This is a genomic window from Bacillus sp. SIMBA_074 (assembly GCF_046534555.1).
In the GTDB taxonomy this organism is placed as follows: Bacteria; Bacillota; Bacilli; order Bacillales; family Bacillaceae_G; genus Bacillus_A; species Bacillus_A mycoides.
In genome coordinates, this window is record NZ_JAWRYM010000042.1 from 17075 (window position 1) to 40291 (window position 23217).

A 23217-nucleotide genomic window follows, 5' to 3' on the forward strand; every position below is an offset into this window, starting at 1 on the left:
TGCATAGTACAATGGAATTCAATAAAGTCAATTTGATTGACTATAATACGCATAGTACAATGGAATTCAAATGAAGTCAACCTAATTGACTTTATTTAAGGAGGTTTTATGTATGAATCATCAAGTATTTACTGAATTGGATCTTACATCGCTTTTGTCATTATCCTTTAGTACATCGATTAATGAACTACATGACAGATTGAGTGAATTGGGATTTGAAGACATTAGACCCGTACATGGTTTTATGTTTAAATGTATCACTCCTAGTGGAGCAACGGGTATAGAACTCGCCGAATATTTAGGAATTACAAAACAAGCTGTGAGCAAAATGGTGGATTATCTTGAGAAAAGTGGTTATGTAATGCGTCAAACTCATCCCACAGATAAGAGAGGGAAAATTATTATTTTGACTGAACGAGGCTGGTTAGTAGTGAAAGCAAAAGAGGAGATACTAGCTGAGATTGAGGGGCGCTGGATTGAAAATATAGGTGCAGAACGAATACAAATGCTCAAAGAGGATTTAACAAAATTAGTATATGAAGCAAATGAAGGTAAATTGTCATTGAGGTTAAGACCTGCCTGGTAAGAATAAAGTCTATAAAGGGGATTAACCACACATCCATTAACTTACGAAACAGATGATCCCCCAAAAGATAAAAAATCAGCATTTGTCTGTCAATAGCGCAAAAAAATGTTTAGTGATGAATTAGGTAAAAGTTAAGTGAAGAGAAGCTTTGAGATTTGTTAAAAAAATAAAGTATTTCCAATTATATCAATATAATCGGCAATACTTTATTTTTTTAGAGCGAAATATTTAAAAATATTTCGCAACTTCTTTAGCTCTAAGAATAGCCTTTTCTTTAATTTCTTGTGCCTTTTCTGGAAACTTGTTGTGACCTTCAATAATTATTCCTTCAAAGGAAGATGTCCCGAAAAATTCCATCATAACTTCTAAATAACGATGGCCCATTTCTCTATGAGCTTCTAACCCTTCAGAGTAAATATCACCACGAGCTTGAATGTGTAATGCTTTTTTTCCTGTTAGTAATCCTATTGATCCTTCTTTTGAATATTTAAATGTTTTTCCTGAAATAGCCACAGCGTCCAAATATGTTTTTAAAATGGCTGGGATAGAAAAATTCCACATTGGGGTGACAAATACATATTTGTCAGCTAATACAAATTGTCCGCCTAATTCAGCTAGACGTCCAATCTTTGATATTTCGACAGATGTTAATTCATGGAGTGGGGTACCTACTCGTAGTTTTCCCCAGCCATTAAATACGTCGGTATCAAGATAAGGAATATCAGCTTTGTATAAATCAAGATGAACGATTTCATCATTAGGATGCAATTCTTTATATGATTCAAGGAATGCTTTTCCAACTGCCATACTATAAGATCGAGTCTCATCAAATGGATGCGCTGTAATATAAAGAAGGTTTGCCATTTACTTTCTTCCTGCCTTTCTCAAATGAGGTCAGTTTTGATTTAAATAATAAACAGTGTAAATTTCTTAATCAGTATTGTCCAATCATTTAACTTGTTCTATGTATTTCATAGTAAATTAGGTTTCAATTAAATTCCAATTATTTTTGTGAATTCCTTATTTAATTTATGTTTTACAATATTCCTTATTGTACTTATTCTTTCATCCAACTTTCGGCCCATTGACTTATAGGACCGAGAATTCTTCCTAATTCTGTCCCCTTTTTAGTTAGTATATACTCTATTCGTATAGGACGTTCAGATATGACATGTCTTACTACTATATCGTGATCTTCCAGTTCTTTCATTCTTTCAGTTAACATGCGCTTACTTAAATCTGGGATTATTGCATGAATTTCATTAAAACGTTTAGGACCACTCATTAGTACATAAATAATTAAACCAGTCCACCTTTTACCTATTAATTCAAAGCTTTTTTCTATTTTAGGCCCTATGTCACGCTTCTCGTCCATTTTTTACAACTCCTTGAAAATTAGTTTGAATATAATCTTCTGCATTCTTTATGTATTTATTGTAACCGAATCAATTATAACAAATAGATATAATAATTCCTTATCTATGATAAAGATTATAGCAACAATAATGTACGGTAATAAAGATTGCACGAGTTATTTTTGGGGAAAATATATTATTGAATCTCCAGAAAAAAGATTACTTTAAGTAACTTTTAATAGATTGCATTAAAATTTTTTTTGTTTTTTAGTCGTTTTTTTTCATACTTATATAAGAATTTTCATCGCATTTTTTTAAGTAAATATTTCTTGACGTTAAAAATTTATAAGATTATTATGGTTACATAAAGTAACCTGCTTAACTAAAAGTTATTAACTGTTATTTTATTATTCGTATTAACTCAAAACATTTCAAAAGATGTTTTTCATAGAAGGAGGAACGAAAATGGAGTCCATGACCTTTGTCTTATTTGGGGCAACGGGGGATTTAGCTAAAAGAAAGATTTTCCCTGCTCTTTACAACCTATATGCAAATGAAAAAATGCCTCAATCGATTTCTATTATTGGCTTGGGGAGAGTCGAAATGTCTGATGGAGAGTTTCAAGATTATGTGAAACAATCAGTACAAAATTTCTCTCGACATGTGGAACATAACCAAATGAAAATGAAAGCATTCCTAAAGGCATTTCGATACAGTGCGTTAGAGGCAACAAATATAGAAGATTATCACAAGTTATTAAAGGTGGTTAAACAAAGAGAAGAAGAGTTGGGTATTCCAGAAAAAAGATTATTTTATTTATCTGTTGCACCAGAGTTTTTTGATGTTATTGCTTTAAACCTTAAAGAAAGTGGATTAAGTTCTACACAAGGTTGGAAACGCCTCATTATTGAAAAGCCGTTTGGGCATGATTTGAAATCAGCTCGAGAACTAAACAACAAACTAAACAAGGTTTTTAATGAAGAGGAAATTTATCGAATTGATCATTACCTTGGAAAACCGATGGTACAAAATCTGGAAGCTTTAGAATTTGCAAACCCTATACTTCAAGCGCTATGGAACAATCGTTATATAGCTAACGTTCAAATTACAGCTAGTGAAACAGTTGGGGTTGAGGAGAGGGCTGGTTATTATGATCAGGCAGGAGCTATCCGTGATATGTTCCAAAATCACATGTTGCAGCTATTGATGATGACAGCAATGAACTTACCAAAAAGACTTGATACGAACGAAATACGATATGAAAAAAGAAAAGTAATAGAGTCATTACGACCACTAAATAAGAAAAATGTTTACTTAGATGTAGTACGTGGGCAGTATACTGCTGGAGAAGTTTTAGGTCAAAAAGTTGTTGGTTATACAGAAGAACCTGGAGTCGCTGTTTCTTCACAAAATGATACTTTTATAGCTGCTAGAGTATGGATTGATAATCTTTTTTGGAGTGGAGTTCCATTCTATATACGAACGGGAAAGAGAATGAAGGAGAAATCAACACGAATCGTAGCGGAATTTAAAAATCCATTGAAAGGATTATACACAGGCGAAAATGCTCCAAACCTCTTGGTAGTTGAAATCAATCCGACAGAGGGTGTGTCCTTACAATTGAATAGTAAAAACCTTGTCAATGGCGCTAAAATTGAGCCGATTAAGGTGGATTATACAGCGAACCAAAAAGAAATACCAGAAGCTTATGAACTTTTAATCTTTGATGCGTTGCGTGGAGATTCAACATATTTCGCTCATTGGGATGAAGTAGAATTGTCTTGGGAGTGGGTTCAGCCTATATTAGATGCCTTCGAGGAGAAGCAATTACCTCTTTATTCTTATGAAGCGGGCTCGTATGGTCCTCATGCGGCACATCGATTGTTGCAACAGGACGGATTTAAGTGGTGGCTAGATAAAGAATCTCCAGAAGCATCAAAAGTAACTCCACAAGCTTAATCTAAGAAAATGATTTATTAGGAGGAAATACAAATGAAACAAGATATTCATACGTTAGCGGTAAATACAATTCGAACTCTATCAATAGATATGATTAATCGTGCAAACTCTGGTCATCCCGGTCTACCTATGGGTGCTGCGCCAATGGCTTATGCACTATGGGCAAATCATTTAAACCATAATCCTGAAAATGCAAAGTGGTTTAATCGGGATCGATTTGTTCTCTCAGCAGGGCATGGTTCTAGCTTATTATATAGTTTACTTCATTTAAGTGGTTATGATGTATCTAAAGAAGATTTGAAGAAATTCCGAAATTTAAACAGTAAAACACCAGGTCACCCAGAATTTGGTCATACAGATGGTGTAGAAGCTACAACAGGTCCTTTAGGACAAGGAATCGCGACCGCGGTAGGAATGGCAATGGCAGAGGCTCATTTAGCTGCGAAATTTAATAAAGATGACACTCCTGTGATTGATCACTACACATACGCTTTGGTAGGTGACGGAGATTTAATGGAAGGTGTTTCTTATGAGGCGATGTCTATGGCTGGTCATATGAAACTAGGAAAATTAATTGCATTGTACGATTCAAATGATATTTCTTTAGATGGTTCCCTAAATCTTTCTTTCTCTGAAAATATTGAAAAAAGGGCTGAATCTGCTAATTGGCAATATTTGCGAATAGAAGATGGAAATAATATTGCAGATATCACAGCTGCAATTGAACTAGCAAAACAAAATACTGAACAACCAACTATCATTGAAATTAGAACAATTATCGGTTACGGTAGTCCGAAAGTTGCCGGAACAAACAAAGCACATGGTAACCCGCTTGGAATAGAGGAAGCTAAAGCGACAAAGCAAGTGTATGGGTGGAACTACGCAGAGGATTTCTTCGTACCAGAAGAAGTAAAAGCTCATTTCGCAGAGTTAAAACAAAAAGGGATTGGAAAAGAAAATAAATGGAATCAATTGTTCAGTTTTTATAAAGAAGCTTATCCTAAACTTGCAAAAGAACTAGAAGGTGCTATTCAAGGTAAGGTTTTAATTGATGTGAAAGAGATTTTGAATTTTGATACTCAAAAAGCTATTTCTACGCGTGTAGCAAGTGGGGAAGCAATTAACCATTATGTGAAATCGATTCCTTCTATTTTTGGAGGAAGTGCAGACCTTTCTCACTCTACTATGACAGATATGAAAAATGAAGCAGCATATGCGGTAGAATCATTCGCTGGTCGAAATGTCTACTTTGGTGTTCGTGAGCATGCAATGGGGGCAGCGGGAAATGGAATGTCCCTTCACGGTGGATTGAAGCCTTTTGTAAGTACATTCTTTGTATTCAATGATTATCTTCGTCCATCTATTCGTCTGGCAGCATTGCAAAAATTACCAGTAACTTACGTGTTTACTCATGATTCAATTGCTGTTGGAGAAGATGGTCCGACTCACGAACCGATTGAACAGCTTGCTGCTCTTCGTGCAATTCCTGGGCTTACAGTAATAAGACCATCAGATGCAAATGAAACAGCAAGCGCTTGGGCTTTCGCTTTACAACAAACAGAGGGTCCGGTCGCACTTGTTTTAAGTCGTCAAAACTTACCAGTTTTTGATGAAACAAAAGCGAATATAGAGAACCTTTCAAAAGGTGCTTATATTTTAACCCAAACAAATGAAACGCCAGATACAATCCTTATTGCGACCGGTTCTGAGGTCTCTTTGGCTGTTAGCGCAAAGGATGAATTGGAAAAGAACAATATATCTGTTCGTGTTGTAGCTATGCCAAGTTGGGAACTTTTTGACCTTCAATCCCAAGAGTATAAAGAATTTGTTCTGCCTTCTTCAGTACCAAGACGTGTAGCACTAGAAATGGGTATTTCTCTTGGATGGGAACGTTTTGTAGGCTCGGAAGGAACAATATTATCTATTGAGACATTTGGAGCTTCCGGAACTGGAGCTGAAGTAATGGATTGGTTTGGATTTACAACAGAAAATGTTGTTCGAATTGCAAAAGATTTATTAAATGCTTAATTGAAAATGATATATAAATATGTTTTTAGGAGGAAATGAAAATGAAAGTAGGAATTATTGGTTTAGGTAAAATGGGATTAAATTTAGGACAAAATTTAATTGATCATGGTCATGAAGTTGTAGGATTTGACTTAAATAGTAATGCTGTAGAAGAAATTAAATCATATGGAGCTAAAGGGACATCCGATTTAAAAGAACTTGTACAATCATTGGAAACACCAAGAGTTTTATGGATTATGGTTCCTCATACTGTTGTTGATTCAGTACTTCATGATGTTACACCATTGTTAGATAAAGGGGACATTGTTATTGAAGCTGGTAACTCCCATTATAAAGAGTCTATCCGTCGTTACAATGAACTTAAGAAAATTGGTGTCAGCTTCATGGATGCAGGAACATCTGGTGGCATGGAAGGTGCTCGAAATGGAGCTTGCTATATGATTGGTGGAGATCAAGAAGCTTGGGAAGTTGTTGAGTCTATTTTCCGTGATACAGCTGTAGAAAATGGATACCTATATGCTGGCCCAGTAGGTAGTGGTCATTTCTTAAAAATGGTTCATAACGGAATTGAATACGGCATGATGGCTGCGATTGGTGAAGGATTTGAGATTTTAGAGAAAAGTGAATTTGATTATGATTATGAAAAAGTAGCGAGGGTATGGAACAACGGTTCAGTAATTCGTTCATGGCTAATGGAATTAACTGAAAATGCGTTTGCTAAAGATGCGAATTTAGATGAGATCAAAGGTGTTATGCATTCTTCAGGAGAAGGAAAATGGACAGTTGAGACAGCGTTAGATCTTCAAACAGCAACTCCTGTCATTGCAATGTCTTTATTGATGCGCTATCGCTCATTAGAAAATGATACATTTACAGGAAAAGTTGTAGCTGCTCTTCGTAACGAGTTTGGTGGACATGCTGTAGAAAAGAAATAAGAAAAGTGAAATCACAAAAAAATATTTATAAAATGGAGGAATTTTAGCATGAAATTTTTCATTGATACTGCAAACCTTGAAGACATTAAAAAAGCGTACAAAATTGGTGTTTTATCTGGTGTTACGACAAATCCGTCTTTAGTTGCTAAAGAAGGTGTTAAGTTCGAGGATCGTATCACAGAAATTTGTCAAGCAGTACCTGAGGTAGAATCTGTATCTGCGGAGGTAACACCAGATGCTGTTACAGCTGAGGATATGATTGCACAAGCAGAAGAACTTATTAAGATCAATGGTGGAGATAACAAAATAACGATTAAACTTCCGATGAACATAGCTGGTCTGGAAGCATGCCGCTACCTAGCTAATAAAGGTGTTAAAACAAACGTTACACTTATTTTTACAGTGAACCAAGCTCTTTTAGCTGCTCGTGCAGGTGCGACATATGTATCACCATTTTTAGGACGTTTGGATGATATTTCTGAAGATGGTGTACAATTAGTTACTAAAATTGCTGAGTTGTTCCGTGTTCATAACTTGGATACACAAATTATTGCTGCTTCTGTCCGACATCCCGATCATGTAACACGTGTAGCTATGGCTGGTGCCCACGTTGCAACCATTCCTTATAAAGTGATTGAGCAACTTTCTATGCATCCACTAACAGATCAAGGTATTGAAAAATTTGCTGAAGATTGGAAAGATGTTCCTAAAAACTAAGTAAAGTAAGGTTAAAATGGTTTGAGATAATTCTACAAAGAGCGTTAGTTTCTTGAAGGAATAGAATTACTAATGCTCTTTGTAACTGTGATAGTTAAGAAGAATTATTTTTAGATTAAAAATTTTTAACACGAAATGAACTGTTAAAGGTAACAAATATAAATTCATACAAAGGAGTAAGTTTTAATGGCCATTTCTTTTGATTACTCAAATGTACTATCATTTATGGAGAAAAATGAAATAGATAACTTGAGAGAATATGTAAAAGTGTCTCATGATATGCTCCATAATAAAAAGGGACCAGGTTCCGATTTTCTTGGTTGGGTTGACGTACCGTTTAATTATGATAAAGGTGAGTTTTCAAGGATTAAGCAAGCTGCTGAAAGAATTCGTAGTAATTCGGATGCTCTAATTGTCATTGGTATTGGTGGATCTTATTTAGGTGCACGAGCTGCAATTGAAGCTTTGTCACATTCGTTCCATAACCAAATGAACAACACAACGCAAGTTTATTTTGCAGGTCAAAATATTAGTTCGACTTACATTTCTCATTTGTTAGAACTGTTGGATGGTAAAGATATCTCTATTAATGTCATTTCTAAATCAGGTACCACGACAGAACCTGCTATAGCTTTCCGTATTTTCCGTGATTATATGGAGGGGAAATATGGGAAAGAAGAAGCTAGAAAACGTATTTATGCTACTACTGATCAATCAAAAGGAGCACTAAAAAAACTAGCAGATGAAGAAGGATATGAAACTTTTATTATTCCTGATAATATTGGTGGACGATTTTCTGTTTTGACTGCGGTAGGACTATTACCTATTGCAACTGCTGGGCTGGATATTGATAAAATGATGGAAGGAGCTGCTGTTGCTGCTCATAAATACAATAATCCGGATCTTTTAACGAATGAAAGTTATCAATATGCAGCTGTGCGAAATGCGCTTTATCGTAAAGGGAAATCTATTGAATTGTTAGTGAACTATGAACCTGCTCTTCATTATGTATCTGAGTGGTGGAAACAACTATTTGGAGAAAGTGAAGGGAAGGATCAAAAAGGACTTTTCCCTGCTTCTGTTGATTTTACAACCGATTTACATTCTATGGGACAATATATCCAAGAAGGAAGACGAGACTTAATTGAAACAGTATTACAGGTTAAGAAACCTCAAATTGAGCTAATTGTTCAAGAGGATGCAGCAAATCTTGACGGTTTGAATTTTTTAGCTGGAAAAACAATGGATGAAATTAATAAAAAAGCATTCCAAGGGACAGTATTGGCCCATGTAGATGGTGGAGTTCCAAACATGGTCGTTGAATTAGATGTATTGAATGAATTTACATTTGGTGAAATGGTTTATTTCTTTGAGAAGGCTTGTGGAATTAGTGGATTACTACTAGGGGTAAATCCATTTAATCAACCAGGGGTTGAAGCATATAAAAAGAACATGTTTGCCTTACTTGGTAAGCCAGGTTTTGAAATGGAAAAAGCTGAACTTATGAAGCGTTTATCCAAATAAAATTATAGATGTTAAGAAATTCTACCCTTATCATGACATTTGATTAAACGAGTGTCTTGATAAGGGAACTTTTTTATAACAAGAATTATTTATGTATGATTAGGTGTATGTATTTTTAAAAACAGGTATCCGATTATAGGAATATAATAGATTATTTCAGAGGAGGATATAAAAAGATGAATAATAGTAAGTTGTTTGGGTATATAGGAACTTATACGAGAGGCGACAGCGAAGGGATTTACAGTTTTATGTTAGATACACAAACGGCAACAATTAAGGAGATAAATCTAGTAGCTAAATTAGATAATCCTACTTACTTAGCTATTACCCGAGACAATAAATATCTCTATTCAGTCATAAAAAAAGATGAATCAGGAGGAGTGGCTGCTTTTTCTATTAATAATCAGACTAGAAAGCTTGAAGTATTAAATATTCAAGTATTGGAAGGAACACCCCCATGTTATGTGAGTGTTAATAAAAAAAATAGTAGGGTAGTTACAGCAAATTATCATAAAGGGACAATGGAGTCCCATATAGTAAATGAGGGAAAGGGAACTTTAAATCCAGCAACATTCGTGATTGAGCATAAAGGCTCAGGTCCAAATAAAGAAAGACAAGAGAAGGCGCATACACATTACGCAGGATTTACTCCTGATAACAAATATGTGGTAGCTGTAGATTTAGGAATTGATCAATTGATTACGTATAAATCAAATCGAGGTGTTTTAACCGAAGTTAATCGATTGTCTGTTAAAGTGGGAAGTGGTCCAAGGCATCTTGTGTTTCACCCAAATGGAAGATACGTTTATATAATGACAGAGCTTAGTTCAGAGGTAATCGTTTTAACATATAATGTAAAGGATTGTGGGTTTAAAGAGGTTCAATATATTTCTACTATTCCAAAAGAGTTTAATGAAAACAACCAAGGTAGTGCAATTCATATATCATCTGATGGTCGTTTTGTGTATGCAGCAAACAGAGGACATAATAGTATTGCTGTTTTTAGTGTGAATCAGGATTCAGGAGAACTTACATTTGTTGAGTCTGTATGTACAGAAGGGGATTGGCCGCGAGATTTTGTATTAGATCCTACTGGAAAATTCCTTATTGTTATAAATGAAAGAACAAGTAACCTTGTGGTGTTTTCAAGAGACGAGTTGACAGGCAAGTTAAGGCTTTTGCAGTCTGATGTTGTAGTGCCTGATCCGGTATGTGTTAAGTTTTTGAATATTTGAGTTCTATTACTGTTTATAAGAGGAAATTTATTATATAAGATATAAAGAAAGTCCCTTTAGTTTCTATAGTGGGTTAATTTTATGAATGTTGTATTCATTTAAGCTAAAACGTATGTTTATTTCTATGAGTATACGTTTTTTAGATTGATGAGAAGCTTTTTTATTTGTATAATCGAGGACGAATAACAATTCTTATACGTCAAGCAAGTTTGAATGGTTCCTGGTATATATGGTCCATCGAAAGATAAATAGGCCAACAGAGGGATGGAAGTTCCTGGGATGTAATGATATTTCAAAGGAAAAGAGTGTATTTTGATCGAACTTTCTTCAAAATATACTCTTTCTGTTTGTTCTTTTATTAATGTTTATAGAGTTAATTTAATCAACCTTTATTTTAAATAAAGCCACAGTCATACAACTACCCAAATTTTTGTCGTCCGACAGCTACATTTAGTTATTTATAAGAGTTCATCTCGTTTTTTTCGTTTTGAGGAACAAAGGATTTCTTAAATTGATGGCAATGCGGTAGGACTCCAAAATGAAAATTTTATCTCTCCACAGTTGTCTATGAAAATTCAATTCATTTTTTGCTTGAGGGAACAATGATGAATAGGTAATAAAAATGAAATCAATATAAATCGAGAAAAGAAGATAACTGTATGTAATAGGTAGTTATCTTCTTTCTCTATTAATGGGCATTTTGGATGGATACTGTTATATAGAGGTGATTTTTATACTTATATTTTAGTATGTAATTCCACTACAAATTCATCTTTTCTTTGCCAGCTTTTTTTTCTCAAATATGTTGCCTTTTCAAGTACTGACTTAAGAAGGCGGTTTTTCTTTTCTATATCTTCAGTCGCATGGTATGCTTCTAATACATTTTTAATTTTGGGAACAAACTCATGTATATGTTTTTCTCTTTCTAATACATGCTTAAATTCATGCTCGAGTTGTTCAATTTCTTCTTGGGTAGTTTTTAAACGTATTACAATAGATTTTTGTCGTTCTAAAAAAGTCTCAATATCGTATATACCCTTTTCCAATAAATCATGGAGTCTATTTTTTTGCTTTTGTAAATCGTTAACTTGTTGTTCTTTCTTTTCCAAAGCTTTTTGCTGCAACTGAATATTATTTTCTTTTTTCTTTTTTTGTACCATATTTTCTTGTATCTCAAAGCTTTCGATAATTTGTTTTAATCCATCTAGTATGCGCTGTTCAACAAGTGCCAAAGAAGCCCCTTTTTGGACTCCTTTACACGATGGTTGTACACAACGCACTTGAGGATTGGGACGATCTTTCCGTGGTTGATAAAGCATGGAATGACCGCATAGTTCACATAATAAGATGCCTGCCAATGGATTAGAAAGTTTTTTTGTTTTGATTGTTGGTGGTCTCCAGCGTTTACTATGTGCCATGTTGGCTTTTTGAAATAGTTCTTCAGATACAAGCGAAGGGTGAGCATGATTGTGTCGTTGCCATCTTTCTTTTGGTACCTTTTTACGAATGTATTTTCCATTTTGTTTGGTATAACGTATTTTTCCCCAAATAATGTGTCCAAGATATGCTTCATTTTTGATAATAGATGAGATAGTTGAAGGGTTCCAATACTCACCTTCAGGTGGAGAAATTCCTAGTCTATCTAGTTTTTGTGCAATTGCCTGTCTCCCTATTCCATCAGCCATATATTCAAAAATTTTAGGTATCACCCAACTTCTTTCAGGATCAGGATAAAGTTTTAAATTATCATCTCGTAAGTACCCATAAGGTGGAACGCGGGAGATGGACTTTCCTTCTTTTGCAGAAGCCCTTCTGCCACGCTGCATACGCTTAACAATTGTTTTCAATTCTTCTCGAGCAATTAAAGATTTTATACTGAAGGTTAACTCTTGATTTTCGTCATTTGGGTTAATGACTTCTGTTGGTGTAATAATGGATGTTTCTGAATAGCGGAATACACGATAAATTGTTCCTTGATCTACCATATCACCACGGCCAAGGCGGTCTAAATCCATCACCAATACTGCATCAGCGATGCCGGTTTCCACTTCACGAAGCAGTTTTTGCATCATAGGTCTTTCAGAAATATATTCACCCGAAACAACTTCTTCAAAAAGATTAATTATATTATGATGCTCTTTACGAGCGAGTTCTAATAACTGAGTTCGATGGCGTTCAAGCGTATCGTAATGCTGTCCATGTTCCATCGCTTTTTTTTCTTCTTCAAGGTCTTTTCGACTTTTACGTAAATAGATGAAGACATCGAGTTCTTGTGGACGATTCATTCGTTTCACCTACCAGTTTGTCTAGTATTATTGTTATGAATATGTATGGATAGCTTGTCTTATGAAAATGATAGTTCGTCTTTTTCCCTGTATTGCATACATATAGTGCAAGGGGGGATATGATGAAGGAATTCCAGTTTGGTAATACAAAAGTCATTATCCATTCACCACTTGCATCAATGGAAAAAGAAGAACAAAAAGAATGGTTCCAACAAGAGTGGGAAAAGAAAAATCCAATTTTAAGGTCTATAGTTGAAGCGGCAGTGAGTTGTCAGGAAGACGAAAAATAAAAAGAGCATCCTCTTTCTTTAAGAGGTATGCTCTTCTTTTTTTGATTAAATTATTCACTAACATAAATAATTGTTTTTTATTGTGAATAGTCTTTTTAGTTTTGTAAATAATAATCCTGATCATTGTTATCGGAGGTAGGTGATACCTGAGATAGATAAATACCTTTTTCTAAGGTTTCTAATAAGTAGTATCCAAATGCTTCATTCTGTTGCATCAAGCTATGTAAGAGAGTGCTTGCCCGAGCAATTCTATATTTTGTTTCATCTTGTATTAAGGAAAAGTTATCTATTGTAATGAGGTGAAGTTCATCTTGCAGTTTTTGTAGTAGTGAAAGTTGAATGGTATCTGTTTTTCCTGTCTCAAGATTACTTAAATAAGCTGGTGATACACCAAGCTGTTTTGCAAAGGTGTTTAGTCCAATGCCTTTTTGAGTACGTAGTGTACGAATGTGTTTACCAATTTCATTTATCATAAGAATAACCTCCACGGATTTATTGAAAGGAATACATAAAATGAATAGGCAAAAGAAAATTACAATTACATCAGTAAGTTATGTTCATGATCCAGAATCAGCTCAAAAATGGTTTGAAGCGTATATCAAGATTGTTGAAAAAGAATTAGTTAAAGCAATTAATAAGGACTAGCCGCTATTTTTGATACATACAGTGTAAATAGAACATCATGAGAGGGGGTCCTGAATTGAAGACCGTTGCATATTATAGAAGTTCAATTGATTCTCAGGAAAACTCAATCGGGATGCAACAAAATTCAGTTCTCACTTGCTCCATTGATATGGCATTGATTATCGATGAAGAATATATCGATGAAGCGGTATCAGCCCGAAAAGTCAGTTTTAAAAAGCGTCCAGCCCTACAAAAATTACTACAAGATATCAACAATAACGATGTCGGAACCTTATTCTTATTTAAGCGAGATCGACTAGCTCGAAATGTGATGGAGTATTATGAAATTTATCAAATACTAAGAAACAAGAAAATAAATGTTATTTTAACTGCACCGAATGAGCCACCAGTGTACTACACACCAATTGGTGAATATCTTGAATTAATTATGGCGGGTATGGCCCAACGTGAAGGCGAACAAATTATTGAACGTTTAAAGCAAACATTAAAGTCAAATTTCCAAAGTGGTAAAAACCCAGGACGTCTTCCGTATGGTTTTAAATGGAATAAAGAAACGAAAGAAATTGAATTGGTTGATGAACAAGTACAAATTGTTAAAAGGATTTATCAAGAACTTGTATCGGGAAAATATGAATCCTTGAAAGAACTTTGTAATGTATTAGGCTTGAAGGAAAACGGTAAGTCTTGGACTTCGGCTGATATAAGAAAAATTGCATTAAACCCGACATATATTGGATTGCGTACTATGAATATTTTTGGTGAAGATGTTACTAGTAAATATGAAAGACTTTCCATTATTGATAAGAATACGTGGGAAAAAGCATGTAGTATTGTCACCGTTTTATCTCCCAAAAAGATTCATCAAGATTATGTATTCGAAAAAGTGTTATTTCCATTGCAAGACTTACTAATTTGTTCGAAATGTAATGAATCATTACAAAAAATAAAGGCTAGAAGAAAAGAAAATTTAAAATATAAATGTTTAAACCATTCTTCAGTTTACGTTTTTAAGAGTACAATCGAACCATTAGTCTTTGAACGCTGCAAAGAATATTTTCATAGCCTACTCACTTCTCATTTCCAGGAATTATTTAATCGATATGAACAGAATGCTAAGAAGCAAGTGAAACAGAAAATACAAACCATTGAAGAAAAAATCCAGCTTATGAATGAAAAGTTAATTACAAAAGTAGATACGTGGTATCACGAAACTGATGCACCTTATAAGGAACAGAAAGAAATCGAAATTATGGCGCTGTATGATGAGCTGGAAAAATATAAAAAACAAAAAGAACAAGTAATACAGCAATTAAGTGATGTAAAGCAATTACGTGAAAAGGTAAGTAATTATCAATCCTCTATGTCGTTGTCCTATGACGAGATCAGGGAGAATCGAAAGTTAGGTTCTTTTTTTCGAGATTTAATACAGCAAGTGAAAACTGACGGGAAGGAATGCGAAATTGTTTTTAAACACCCATTCTTACGTACTCAAGAGGTGTTAACATCATGAAGCTCTCTTATATATTACAATCAAATATGAAAGCTGCTTTTTACGGGCGGCATTCTACTGATAAGCAGGACATGGATATGCAAATAAATTCTGTTATGGAAGTAGTTCGTAAATATAATTGCATTCATACTCATTCCTTTCTTGATAAGGCTGTTTCAGCTCGTAAAAATAAACTCACTAGTAGAAAAGAACTTGAAAACATGTTTGAAGCGGCGAAACGACAAGAATTTGATTTTGTGATTGTTTATAAAAGCGATCGTCTTGCCAGAGATCCTCTTGAACATCAAACTATCCGTATTGTCATGAAGACACTTGGTATTCCGATTATTATTAGTTCGATTGAAAGTGTGTACAGTACTGATAATGATTTGATTGTGCAACTCATGGAGGATGGTTTTACTAAATATGAAGTAGACACCATCATTGCAAGAACACGATCGGGACTAGAAAACAAAGCAAAACAAGGAAAATGGCTTGGTGGAAAACCACCATTTGGTTACACATATGATAAGAATAGTGGGCAATTTATTGAACACACCGAAGAGCTGTGCTATGTAAAAGAAATCTTCAATTTATATGTAAATGGTCATGGGTTTCAGTATATTGCTAATACACTCCCTAACGGTTCCCGCCGCGGAAAAGATTGGGGGAAAGAGAATGTAAAGGTGATTGTGCTTAATCCTTTTTATTGTGGTTTATTATCATGGCGCCGACAAACAGATGGAAAGCAAAATACAAGGGATATTTGGATTGAAGCACCAAACCACTATGTGAAGCCAATCATTTCACGAGCGACATGGGAATCATGTTGGCGTATTTATTCAGAAAAACGTAATGGCAACATGGTTCCTAAACATTACAAAACAAGTTTTTTGCTACAAGGGTTGCTTTCTTGTGAAAAGTGCCAAGAATTAATGAAAACAAAGAATCAACAAACAGTAAGTTCTACAAATAAACAGTATGGAGGGAAAATTTATTCCTGTCCCAACTGTAAATTAAGAATAGATGCAGACCTCCTTCATGATAAAGTAGTGAATCAAACACTTACTGATGTGAAAATAAGCGGATTTCATAATGTATATCATGCGATAGAACAAAAAGTTCAGTATGAGATACAAGAATTGAATAACAATATTCAAAAGCATCAGCGTCTTTTCGAAAGCTACACCATCAAACTTCACAATATTACAGAAGAACTTAAACAACGTATGAAAAATAACGATGATAAACGTTTTTTGAAGTCTTTAGCGATTTACCGTTTGGATGTACAGCGAAAACTAGATGGAATCGTACAACAAATAAACCACTTTAAACAGCAAATCACTCTCAAAGAAAAAATTGAAAAAAGCAAAGAAACATGGTTACATACTTTGAATGAAATATTTCAAGATGATGTCAAGCTTCAAGAAATAAGCGATATGGATAAAAGGCGCTTTTTATTACCCCTTATTCAATCTGTATCCATTAAAGAAAATAAAAAGCGCAACGAATATGATATTTCATTACAGTTACGAACTGATTTTTCAAAGCGTGATGTAAAAAATCAAATCAGCTTAATTTTGTAAAACAGCTATCACATTGGTGGCTGTTTCTTCGTTATTGATGTATCGGTATTTGGGTTGAACCATAGATGGAAACTCTTTTGTTACTCGGTAATTAGGAGGGAGTGGTATACCACACACCCCTAATAACCGAGTTTGGTACTCTTGAGAAAGAGCTTGTATCTTAAGGATAAAGGGTTTGTCTGTATTTATTATTATGGACAGTGATTTAGAGAAATAAACATACTCGGTGATTAGGGGATAGGTAACTATTTAAAACATTTGAGAGCTCGGTAATTGGGTAAATAAAAAATGCCTTATCATTCTCCCTGTAAAAAGGCATGGGGTGACCTGTTTTCTTAGGTTGATGGCAATGGGGTACTGCACTGTAAATGAAGAAATTCATTGTTTTCCATAATGAAAAATTGATCTTTCTACAGTTATTCAAGATAAGCGGTTTTGGTGCAAATATATGGAGAAGAACCTTTTATACTTTTATAATATATTTTATTCTTGAGAGCAATTTCTAGTTTTTTACATGGTATAATTTTGTATTAGGGAAGAAGGGGTATACAAAGGTTAGTTGATAAGCTAGAAGAATTGAAATTTCCCTGGTATGTTCAGAGAACTATAGAAAGGTTTTTTAAGAATGGGGCAATTTCAAAGTAATTTACAAACAGCAACACAAATTGCTACGCAAATGAGGAATGCTTCGGATACAATTCAACGTGCCTCAAATCGTTCAATCACAAAGGCGACGCGTACGACGCTAACTGTTAATTCTAAAGCACAAGAAGCAAATCAACAAGCCTTAGATTTAACGAAACAATTTTGCACTGCCTTTCAACAAGCGGTCGAAAATGTTCATTCGGTAGCCACAGAATTCGAGAGAATGGATAATGATCTTCAAAAAACTTTTAGCTAATGTAACAGCCTACATAAAGGTAAAACGGTAGGAGGAAAAAGATGAGTCAAGATATCGAAAAAGAAATCAACCAATTAAATCAAAAATTACGAAGTGTATTCGAAGAACAGGACCGAAACCAATCTGCCATTCAAACCCAGGAACGAATGGAAGCTGATTTTCACGAATGGAAAAGTCGAAGCAATCGTTTGTTTAACCGAATTCTAGAAACTTGGCATATTGATAAAGAATTATCTTATTTTTTTACGAATATACGTCAAGAAGCACAACACATAGAGCGGAAACTTACATTCGAATTAGAAAATCAAAAAGAAACGTTGCTTAAAGAGAGACGAGACCTTAGTGATTTAGAAAACGACCTTTCCTATGAGCAACAACAATTAGCAAGGGAGGTCAATGCATGAGTTTAAATATGTATTTGGGAGAAGTACAAAGCCAAACTCAAAGCATGAATGCTGTATGTACAGCTACCATTCAAGGTATGGAACAAGCTATTCAATCAATTGACGCTTTTGCAATGGATACTGTTCTACAAGGACAAACATATAGCAGTGCAAAAGCATTTTTTGTACAAACCTTTCGCCCTTTAGCACAAGGAATCATTTACTTATGTGAAGAATTAACTCGTCAAAATGATGCTTTTCCAAGTGATTTTCAATCACAGGTAGCTTCTACAGATGTAATCGAACACGAGATATTAGAACAAATTCGAGAGATTGACCGAATGAAAGCAAATATGGAAGCCATCAGTCAAGCTATGCCACCCCCAGGTATGGACGCTATGGCGAATCTTTTTACTGCCATGAGGCAAAAACTGCAAGAAAAATTAGAACATCTGCATGAATTCAATTATACTTCTAGTAGCAATTATGATACCGCACTCCAACTAGCTGCGAGTATCGCACAAGGTCTTGCGGAAGTTCAAAGTGGCAAAGGTTTTAGTCCTGCAAGTGGTACATTTAGTACACAAGGGTTGAATATGGAGTGGGCTACTTCTATCCAAGCGATTACAGAAGAAAAAAATCGTCATTCTGAAGAAGGTAGTATAATAGACGAATCGTTATTCGATAAATTTAAAGATGCTGTCGAAAATAAAGCTGAAGCGATGGAACAATTGTATGAAAAATTTTTTCAGCAGATAGAAAATACTCCTATTATCGGGCAACATTATAACTACAAAAAAGGGCAGAATGAAGCGGTGTTAGATGAACTTAAAGGAATATTAAATACAATCTTACACCCAATAGATAGTCTTGAGAGCGCTGTGTATGCTCTTTCTCATATCGACGAAACATTTGCTGCTGTAGAACAAGCTATTTCTAATTCATGGAATCAAGATGTTGTAAATGGAGATTGGAATAGCAGGGCTAAATGGGTTGGAAATGTAGAGATGCAAGTTAAATTAGCGCTTGCCGATTTATTTGTAGGAACAAAAGGTGTAGGTGAAATTTCGAAAATCGATAAATTCTCAAGGTTAGGTAAAACCTCAACACTTAGTGAAAGTGTAAACTTTATACAAGGTATTAAAAACGTAATGAATTTCGATAAGTTTAAGCAAAGTGTTGACATGTTGAATAATATTTTAATGCCAAAAAATCAATTTGCTCTTGCTGATACCAATGCACTTAATCTAAGAGCTTTTGATTACACTACTTTTAATAAGGCCAAAGATACTTTTTCACTTGCTGAAAACATAGATAGATCCAATCAATATAGTCCACGTGTATTTGATGGTGATTTAAAGAAACACGAAGATAAAGGCGGACATTTAATAGAAAGACATGTCGAAATACCTGATGAGGCATTGGCTCAACGATTAATAGATGATCAAAAAATCACTGGGTCTTCATCTTTTAATGATTTAGAAAAAGCCCAAAAAATTGCTGATGCAGTATTAACTAATCCTCAAAATATACGTAAAATAGAAAAGTGGCTAGCTGATCCCTACAGCCCTCCAACTTTAGCGTTGAGGTATAGAGGTGATGAAATTATTGGTCGATCTATATTACGAACATCTGAAGATGTTTTAGAGGTAACGAACGCTAAAATTGTCTTAAAAAAGGATGGAGAAGGAAGTTATATTAGAACAGGATTCCCCATAAGATAGAAATTTAGGAGGCTATTTATGAATGATAAAGATTATATTTATGAAGAATTAAGTGACTTTTTAGATGGAACATTCCATCAAGATATGGGAACACCAGAAAAAGCCTTACACGAATTTATAGAAGAAGCCCACAAAGTTTGTATAGGAAATACTATAAATTACATAACTGCATTTTTAAACAGTGATCTATCCACGGAAAAAAAAGAAGAATTCATTGAATATTATACAGACATTTATTTTCCTGCTTTAAAACTGACTCCCCTAGAATGGCTTGAACAAACAGGTGAAACGTTAAAACAAGCATTAAAAAATACTTAGTAAAAATCGACCGCCCATCATAGTAGGCGGTCTTTTCTTCGTCTTAATTTACATTCACGTACGCATTGCGAACCGTAATATGGAACGTACTTCCCTTCCAGTTTTGTACTTTATATTTTATATATTGAGGCGAACCGTTAATGTCAACTTGGGCGTCGATAGTAAATCCAGGACCTACGTCAACAATGCCAGCTATACTAGGGGTACAGCCACACAGCCATCAACTTAAGAATTTTATAAAGCCCCAAAACAAAAAAATGTACACTTTCTCCTGGAGATGTCAATTTTTTCGTTTTTGGGTATTTGCTTTTCCTGGCTTGATGGTGATGGGTGGTACCTCTTAACGTATAGGTAATTGATTAAGTGTGTCTAAACGTACAATTTTCTTTTCTGATATGGTGCCCCCATGAGGGATTAATGATTATTGAGTCTAAAATACAATACCTCTTTAAAGGGGAATGTATTTCTTGAGGTAAAAATAATAAAGTTACAAGTGAGTTTTGGGAACAGAATATAATTAAATTTGGTTACATCCCAGCTAACTAAACCAGTACAACCGCCATAGTACACTTATGTCAGCCTACAAAAACATTAAAGATGAGAATTTCAGATATTATATTTTAAAGCAAAAAGCAGATGTATTTCATGCAATGAAAAGCTTTTTTAAAGAAGAATCAGGAGAGAAAATGGCATAACCCCTTTTGAAGGGGTTTATTTTTTTGTAAACTTTTTATTTTTTTAGTTTACAATGATAATGAAAATCATTATCATTTATTCGAGAGTGATTACATTTTGATTTATATATTTCGGAGGAGATGTAAAGTTGAAAAAAAATAAAAGAAAACATATAAATGCAATGGTTATAGCGGCGGCGTTATCACTTCCGTTCGCTGTTTATTCAACACCTGCTTTAGCAGCCGTAGCGATTGAGGCGAACAAAACTGGACATGCTTTAGAAGATGGTACATATGATGCTGTTATAAAAGCATATAAAGATAAAACAAATGAAGAGTCTATGGCAGCTGTTTATATAAAAAATCCTAAGTTAACAATTGAGAACGGAAAGAAAATTGTAACGGCAACGTTAAGTGATAGTGATTTCTTTCAATACTTGAAAACAGAGGATGTTCATACTCCAGGTGTGTTCCATGATGTAAAAGTAATATCAGAGGATAAAAAGAAAAATGGGACGAAGGTTATTCAATTTGAAGTTGGAGAATTAGGAAAAAGATATAATATGCAAATGCATATTTTCATTCCGACAATGGCGTATGACAATAAGTATCAAGTGCAGTTTGAAGTGAATACGATGAGTTTAGAAAATAATACTTTGGAAGAACAAAAGGAAAATAAGGATGACAAAGTGGAGCAAGACGAAAACGCAAATGTAATACGAGACAAAAAATTACAACAACATATTAATAAATATAGTTTAGGTAGGGGAAATCTTGATGATCCTATAACAAAAGAAGACTTATTACAAGTTAAATCTTTAATTGTAGTGGAAGCAAAACGTAAAGGAATAAAAGATGTAAGCGGTTTGGAATATATGACAAACTTAGAAAACTTAACTTTAGAGGAAGTTGAGTTGGAAAATGTAAAGTTTATCTCGAAGTTGAGACAATTAAAATCAGTGAGTATAACTTATAGTAAACTTCAAGATATTGGGCCTCTGGCTGAGTTAGAGCATATTGAGAATTTAAGTTTAAGAAACAATAAAATCTCTGATTTAAGCCCATTGAGTCAAATGAAAAATGTAAAAATATTAGATGTAAATAGCAATCATATAAAAGATATTAAGCCATTATTTACAGTAACATCTTTAAAGACTTTGACTTTAGCAAATAATCAAGTTAGTAGTGCTAGCCTTGAAGGAATTGAACAGTTAAAAAATGTGAAGAAACTCTCACTAAGTAATAATGGGCTCACTAACATTGAGCATATTACCGCAATGAAAAAGTTAGCTGATTTAGACCTTTCTAAAAATGACTTAGAAAATATAACACCTCTATCAAAGCTATCTACTGTACAGTCGCTTGATTTAGAGGAAAACTATATTTCTGATATAACACCACTTAGTCAATTGACAGGATTGTATAATTTAAAACTAGGATCGAATGAAATTCGTGATGTAAGACCAGTTCAAGAGTTAGGAAAAAGGATGTATATCGATATTCAAAGGCAGAAAATCTTTTTAGATCATGTAGAAAAAGATAAGGAAGTTAAAATACCTATCTATAATTTACAAGGAGAGGCACTCGATACTATTAGATTGAAGAGTGAAGATGGAATAGTTAATAACGGTTCCGTTAAATGGAGTACTTCAGGTGAAAAAATATACGAATTTATGTTGGATATAAAGCCAGAAGAGAATCTTATTAAGTTTAATGGAACAGTAATTCAAAATGTTGTTGAAAGGTTAGATGAAATAAAGGAAACAATAAAAGAGGATAATGAACAAAAGGAAAATGTAATTCTCGATAAAACTTTACAACAACATATTAATAAAGAGAATTTAGGTAGAGAGAATTTAAACGCTCCTATCACAAAAGAAGATTTATTACAGGTTAAAAAATTAGAGATACTTAAAGAAAAAGGGAAAGAGATAAAAGATATAACAGGTTTAGAGTACATGGCGAACTTAGAAAAACTCACTTTAGAAGGAGTAGGTTTGAAGAATATTGAATTTATCTCGAACTTAGAAAAGTTGAACGATGTGAATGTATCTCATAATCAAATTGAAGATATAACACCGTTATCTTCATTGGAAAATTTACAGTGGTTAAATCTTGCGGACAATCATATTAAAGATGTATCGGTTCTTGGCTCGATGCTAGACTTACTTAGCTTAAAATTAGCTGGAAATGAGATTCGTGATGTAAGACCGTTAATACAATTAGGTCAGTGGTTTTCAATTGATGCGGGAAGACAGAAAATCTTTTTAGATGAAGCAAAAGTAAATGAAGAAATTCAAGTTCCTGTATATGATTTAGAAGGAGAAATTATTGAGAATATAAAACTGACAAGTGAGGGTGGAACGTTTAATAACGGAGTAATGAAATGGAGTACTCCAGGTGAAAAGGTATATAAATTTGATTTAGATTCGGATGAAAGTAGTATAAGATTTAGCGGAGCAGTTATCCAGAATATAGTTGGAAAAGAAGAAGTGACAGAACCAACAAAAGAAGTTGAAGAAATAAAAGAAGAAGTAAAAAAGCCGGTAAAAGAAGTTGAAGAAATAAAAGAAGAAGTAAAAG

General features: G+C 34.1%; 20 protein-coding genes and 1 pseudogene. 17 read left to right on the top strand and 4 right to left on the bottom strand.

What is annotated here, in order from left to right:
* Positions 1–112 precede the first annotated feature (112 nt).
* The gene (locus tag SB773_RS27650) at positions 113–586 is read left to right on the top strand and encodes a MarR family winged helix-turn-helix transcriptional regulator (RefSeq protein ID WP_410593381.1); all 474 of its coding nucleotides are present in this window, start codon (positions 113–115) and stop codon (positions 584–586) included.
* A 228-nt stretch (positions 587–814) separates the two neighbouring features.
* Here the strand turns inward: SB773_RS27650 and SB773_RS27655 are convergent, their stop codons facing one another.
* A complete protein-coding gene (locus tag SB773_RS27655; RefSeq protein ID WP_410593383.1) occupies positions 815–1450 on the bottom strand; it encodes an FMN-dependent NADH-azoreductase in 636 nt (211 codons plus the stop codon).
* Between the two features lie 193 nt (positions 1451–1643).
* On the bottom strand, positions 1644–1961 hold the full coding sequence (locus SB773_RS27660; RefSeq protein WP_410593385.1) for a winged helix-turn-helix transcriptional regulator: 318 nt from the start codon (positions 1959–1961) through the stop codon (positions 1644–1646).
* Positions 1962–2406: 445 nt separating this feature from the next.
* Here SB773_RS27660 and zwf point away from each other — a divergent pair, with 445 nt between their 5' ends.
* The 6 genes from zwf to SB773_RS27690 all read left to right on the top strand — a co-directional run bounded on the left by zwf (position 2407) and on the right by SB773_RS27690 (position 10339).
* A complete protein-coding gene (zwf, locus tag SB773_RS27665) occupies positions 2407–3900 on the top strand; it encodes a glucose-6-phosphate dehydrogenase (RefSeq protein WP_410593387.1) in 1494 nt (497 codons plus the stop codon).
* Between the two features lie 33 nt (positions 3901–3933).
* Positions 3934–5928: a transketolase gene (gene tkt / locus SB773_RS27670; RefSeq protein WP_410593389.1), complete on the top strand. Its 1995-nt coding sequence runs from the start codon at positions 3934–3936 to the stop codon at positions 5926–5928.
* Positions 5929–5969: 41 nt separating this feature from the next.
* A complete protein-coding gene (gene gnd / locus SB773_RS27675) occupies positions 5970–6863 on the top strand; it encodes a phosphogluconate dehydrogenase (NAD(+)-dependent, decarboxylating) (RefSeq protein ID WP_410593391.1) in 894 nt (297 codons plus the stop codon).
* A 48-nt stretch (positions 6864–6911) separates the two neighbouring features.
* Positions 6912–7580 (top strand): fructose-6-phosphate aldolase, encoded by a 669-nt coding sequence (gene fsa, locus SB773_RS27680; protein WP_410593393.1) that lies wholly within the window; start codon positions 6912–6914, stop codon positions 7578–7580.
* Between the two features lie 186 nt (positions 7581–7766).
* The gene (locus SB773_RS27685; RefSeq protein ID WP_410593395.1) at positions 7767–9104 is read left to right on the top strand and encodes a glucose-6-phosphate isomerase; all 1338 of its coding nucleotides are present in this window, start codon (positions 7767–7769) and stop codon (positions 9102–9104) included.
* 176 nt (positions 9105–9280) lie between these two features.
* Positions 9281–10339 carry a lactonase family protein gene (locus SB773_RS27690; protein ID WP_410593397.1) on the top strand — a complete coding sequence of 353 codons (1059 nt, stop codon included), beginning with the start codon at positions 9281–9283 and terminating at the stop codon, positions 10337–10339.
* A 737-nt stretch (positions 10340–11076) separates the two neighbouring features.
* On the opposite strand, the gene SB773_RS27695 is transcribed toward SB773_RS27690, so the two are convergent.
* Positions 11077–12624 carry a recombinase family protein gene (locus SB773_RS27695; protein ID WP_410593399.1) on the bottom strand — a complete coding sequence of 516 codons (1548 nt, stop codon included), beginning with the start codon at positions 12622–12624 and terminating at the stop codon, positions 11077–11079.
* A 122-nt stretch (positions 12625–12746) separates the two neighbouring features.
* Here SB773_RS27695 and SB773_RS27700 point away from each other — a divergent pair, with 122 nt between their 5' ends.
* Entirely contained in the window at positions 12747–12914 is a 168-nt protein-coding gene (locus SB773_RS27700) for a hypothetical protein (protein WP_166504398.1), read from the top strand.
* A 95-nt stretch (positions 12915–13009) separates the two neighbouring features.
* Here the strand turns inward: SB773_RS27700 and SB773_RS27705 are convergent, their stop codons facing one another.
* The gene (locus SB773_RS27705; RefSeq protein WP_087963135.1) at positions 13010–13387 is read right to left on the bottom strand and encodes a helix-turn-helix domain-containing protein; all 378 of its coding nucleotides are present in this window, start codon (positions 13385–13387) and stop codon (positions 13010–13012) included.
* Between the two features lie 40 nt (positions 13388–13427).
* Here SB773_RS27705 and SB773_RS27710 point away from each other — a divergent pair, with 40 nt between their 5' ends.
* The 9 genes and pseudogenes from SB773_RS27710 to SB773_RS27750 all read left to right on the top strand — a co-directional run.
* Positions 13428–13559: a hypothetical protein gene (locus SB773_RS27710; RefSeq protein ID WP_003195041.1), complete on the top strand. Its 132-nt coding sequence runs from the start codon at positions 13428–13430 to the stop codon at positions 13557–13559.
* Positions 13560–13614: 55 nt separating this feature from the next.
* On the top strand, positions 13615–15069 hold the full coding sequence (locus SB773_RS27715) for a recombinase family protein (RefSeq protein ID WP_410593402.1): 1455 nt from the start codon (positions 13615–13617) through the stop codon (positions 15067–15069).
* Positions 15066–16634 (top strand): recombinase family protein, encoded by a 1569-nt coding sequence (locus SB773_RS27720; protein ID WP_410593404.1) that lies wholly within the window; start codon positions 15066–15068, stop codon positions 16632–16634. Before SB773_RS27715 ends, SB773_RS27720 begins: the two co-directional genes overlap by 4 nt.
* A gap of 625 nt (positions 16635–17259) precedes the next feature.
* On the top strand, positions 17260–17535 hold the full coding sequence (locus tag SB773_RS27725; RefSeq protein WP_410593406.1) for a TIGR04197 family type VII secretion effector: 276 nt from the start codon (positions 17260–17262) through the stop codon (positions 17533–17535).
* A 41-nt stretch (positions 17536–17576) separates the two neighbouring features.
* Positions 17577–17939 carry a DUF3958 family protein gene (locus tag SB773_RS27730; protein ID WP_410593408.1) on the top strand — a complete coding sequence of 121 codons (363 nt, stop codon included), beginning with the start codon at positions 17577–17579 and terminating at the stop codon, positions 17937–17939.
* Entirely contained in the window at positions 17936–19642 is a 1707-nt protein-coding gene (locus tag SB773_RS27735) for an RNase A-like domain-containing protein (RefSeq protein WP_410593410.1), read from the top strand. The genes SB773_RS27730 and SB773_RS27735 overlap by 4 nt, the downstream gene beginning before the upstream one ends.
* 18 nt (positions 19643–19660) lie before the next feature.
* A complete protein-coding gene (locus SB773_RS27740) occupies positions 19661–19960 on the top strand; it encodes a contact-dependent growth inhibition system immunity protein (protein ID WP_410593412.1) in 300 nt (99 codons plus the stop codon).
* 542 nt (positions 19961–20502) lie between these two features.
* A pseudogene (locus tag SB773_RS27745) lies at positions 20503–20655 on the top strand (sporulation protein YhbH); the annotation flags it as partial.
* A gap of 128 nt (positions 20656–20783) precedes the next feature.
* The coding region (locus tag SB773_RS27750) for a leucine-rich repeat domain-containing protein (protein ID WP_410593414.1) at positions 20784–23217 on the top strand (2434 nt) is incomplete at its 3' end.

Bases quoted from the DNA above. Each gene is read 5' to 3' on its own strand.
- SB773_RS27650 (WP_410593381.1), top strand. From the start codon at position 113: ATGAATCATCAAGTATTTACTGAATTGGATCTTACATCGCTTTTGTCA.
- SB773_RS27655 (WP_410593383.1), bottom strand. From the start codon at position 1,450: ATGGCAAACCTTCTTTATATTACAGCGCATCCATTTGATGAGACTCGA.
- SB773_RS27660 (WP_410593385.1), bottom strand. From the start codon at position 1,961: ATGGACGAGAAGCGTGACATAGGGCCTAAAATAGAAAAAAGCTTTGAA.
- zwf (WP_410593387.1), top strand. From the start codon at position 2,407: ATGGAGTCCATGACCTTTGTCTTATTTGGGGCAACGGGGGATTTAGCT.
- tkt (WP_410593389.1), top strand. From the start codon at position 3,934: ATGAAACAAGATATTCATACGTTAGCGGTAAATACAATTCGAACTCTA.
- gnd (WP_410593391.1), top strand. From the start codon at position 5,970: ATGAAAGTAGGAATTATTGGTTTAGGTAAAATGGGATTAAATTTAGGA.
- fsa (WP_410593393.1), top strand. From the start codon at position 6,912: ATGAAATTTTTCATTGATACTGCAAACCTTGAAGACATTAAAAAAGCG.
- SB773_RS27685 (WP_410593395.1), top strand. From the start codon at position 7,767: ATGGCCATTTCTTTTGATTACTCAAATGTACTATCATTTATGGAGAAA.
- SB773_RS27690 (WP_410593397.1), top strand. From the start codon at position 9,281: ATGAATAATAGTAAGTTGTTTGGGTATATAGGAACTTATACGAGAGGC.
- SB773_RS27695 (WP_410593399.1), bottom strand. From the start codon at position 12,624: ATGAATCGTCCACAAGAACTCGATGTCTTCATCTATTTACGTAAAAGT.
- SB773_RS27700 (WP_166504398.1), top strand. From the start codon at position 12,747: ATGAAGGAATTCCAGTTTGGTAATACAAAAGTCATTATCCATTCACCA.
- SB773_RS27705 (WP_087963135.1), bottom strand. From the start codon at position 13,387: ATGATAAATGAAATTGGTAAACACATTCGTACACTACGTACTCAAAAA.
- SB773_RS27710 (WP_003195041.1), top strand. From the start codon at position 13,428: ATGAATAGGCAAAAGAAAATTACAATTACATCAGTAAGTTATGTTCAT.
- SB773_RS27720 (WP_410593404.1), top strand. From the start codon at position 15,066: ATGAAGCTCTCTTATATATTACAATCAAATATGAAAGCTGCTTTTTAC.
- SB773_RS27725 (WP_410593406.1), top strand. From the start codon at position 17,260: ATGGGGCAATTTCAAAGTAATTTACAAACAGCAACACAAATTGCTACG.
- SB773_RS27730 (WP_410593408.1), top strand. From the start codon at position 17,577: ATGAGTCAAGATATCGAAAAAGAAATCAACCAATTAAATCAAAAATTA.
- SB773_RS27735 (WP_410593410.1), top strand. From the start codon at position 17,936: ATGAGTTTAAATATGTATTTGGGAGAAGTACAAAGCCAAACTCAAAGC.
- SB773_RS27740 (WP_410593412.1), top strand. From the start codon at position 19,661: ATGAATGATAAAGATTATATTTATGAAGAATTAAGTGACTTTTTAGAT.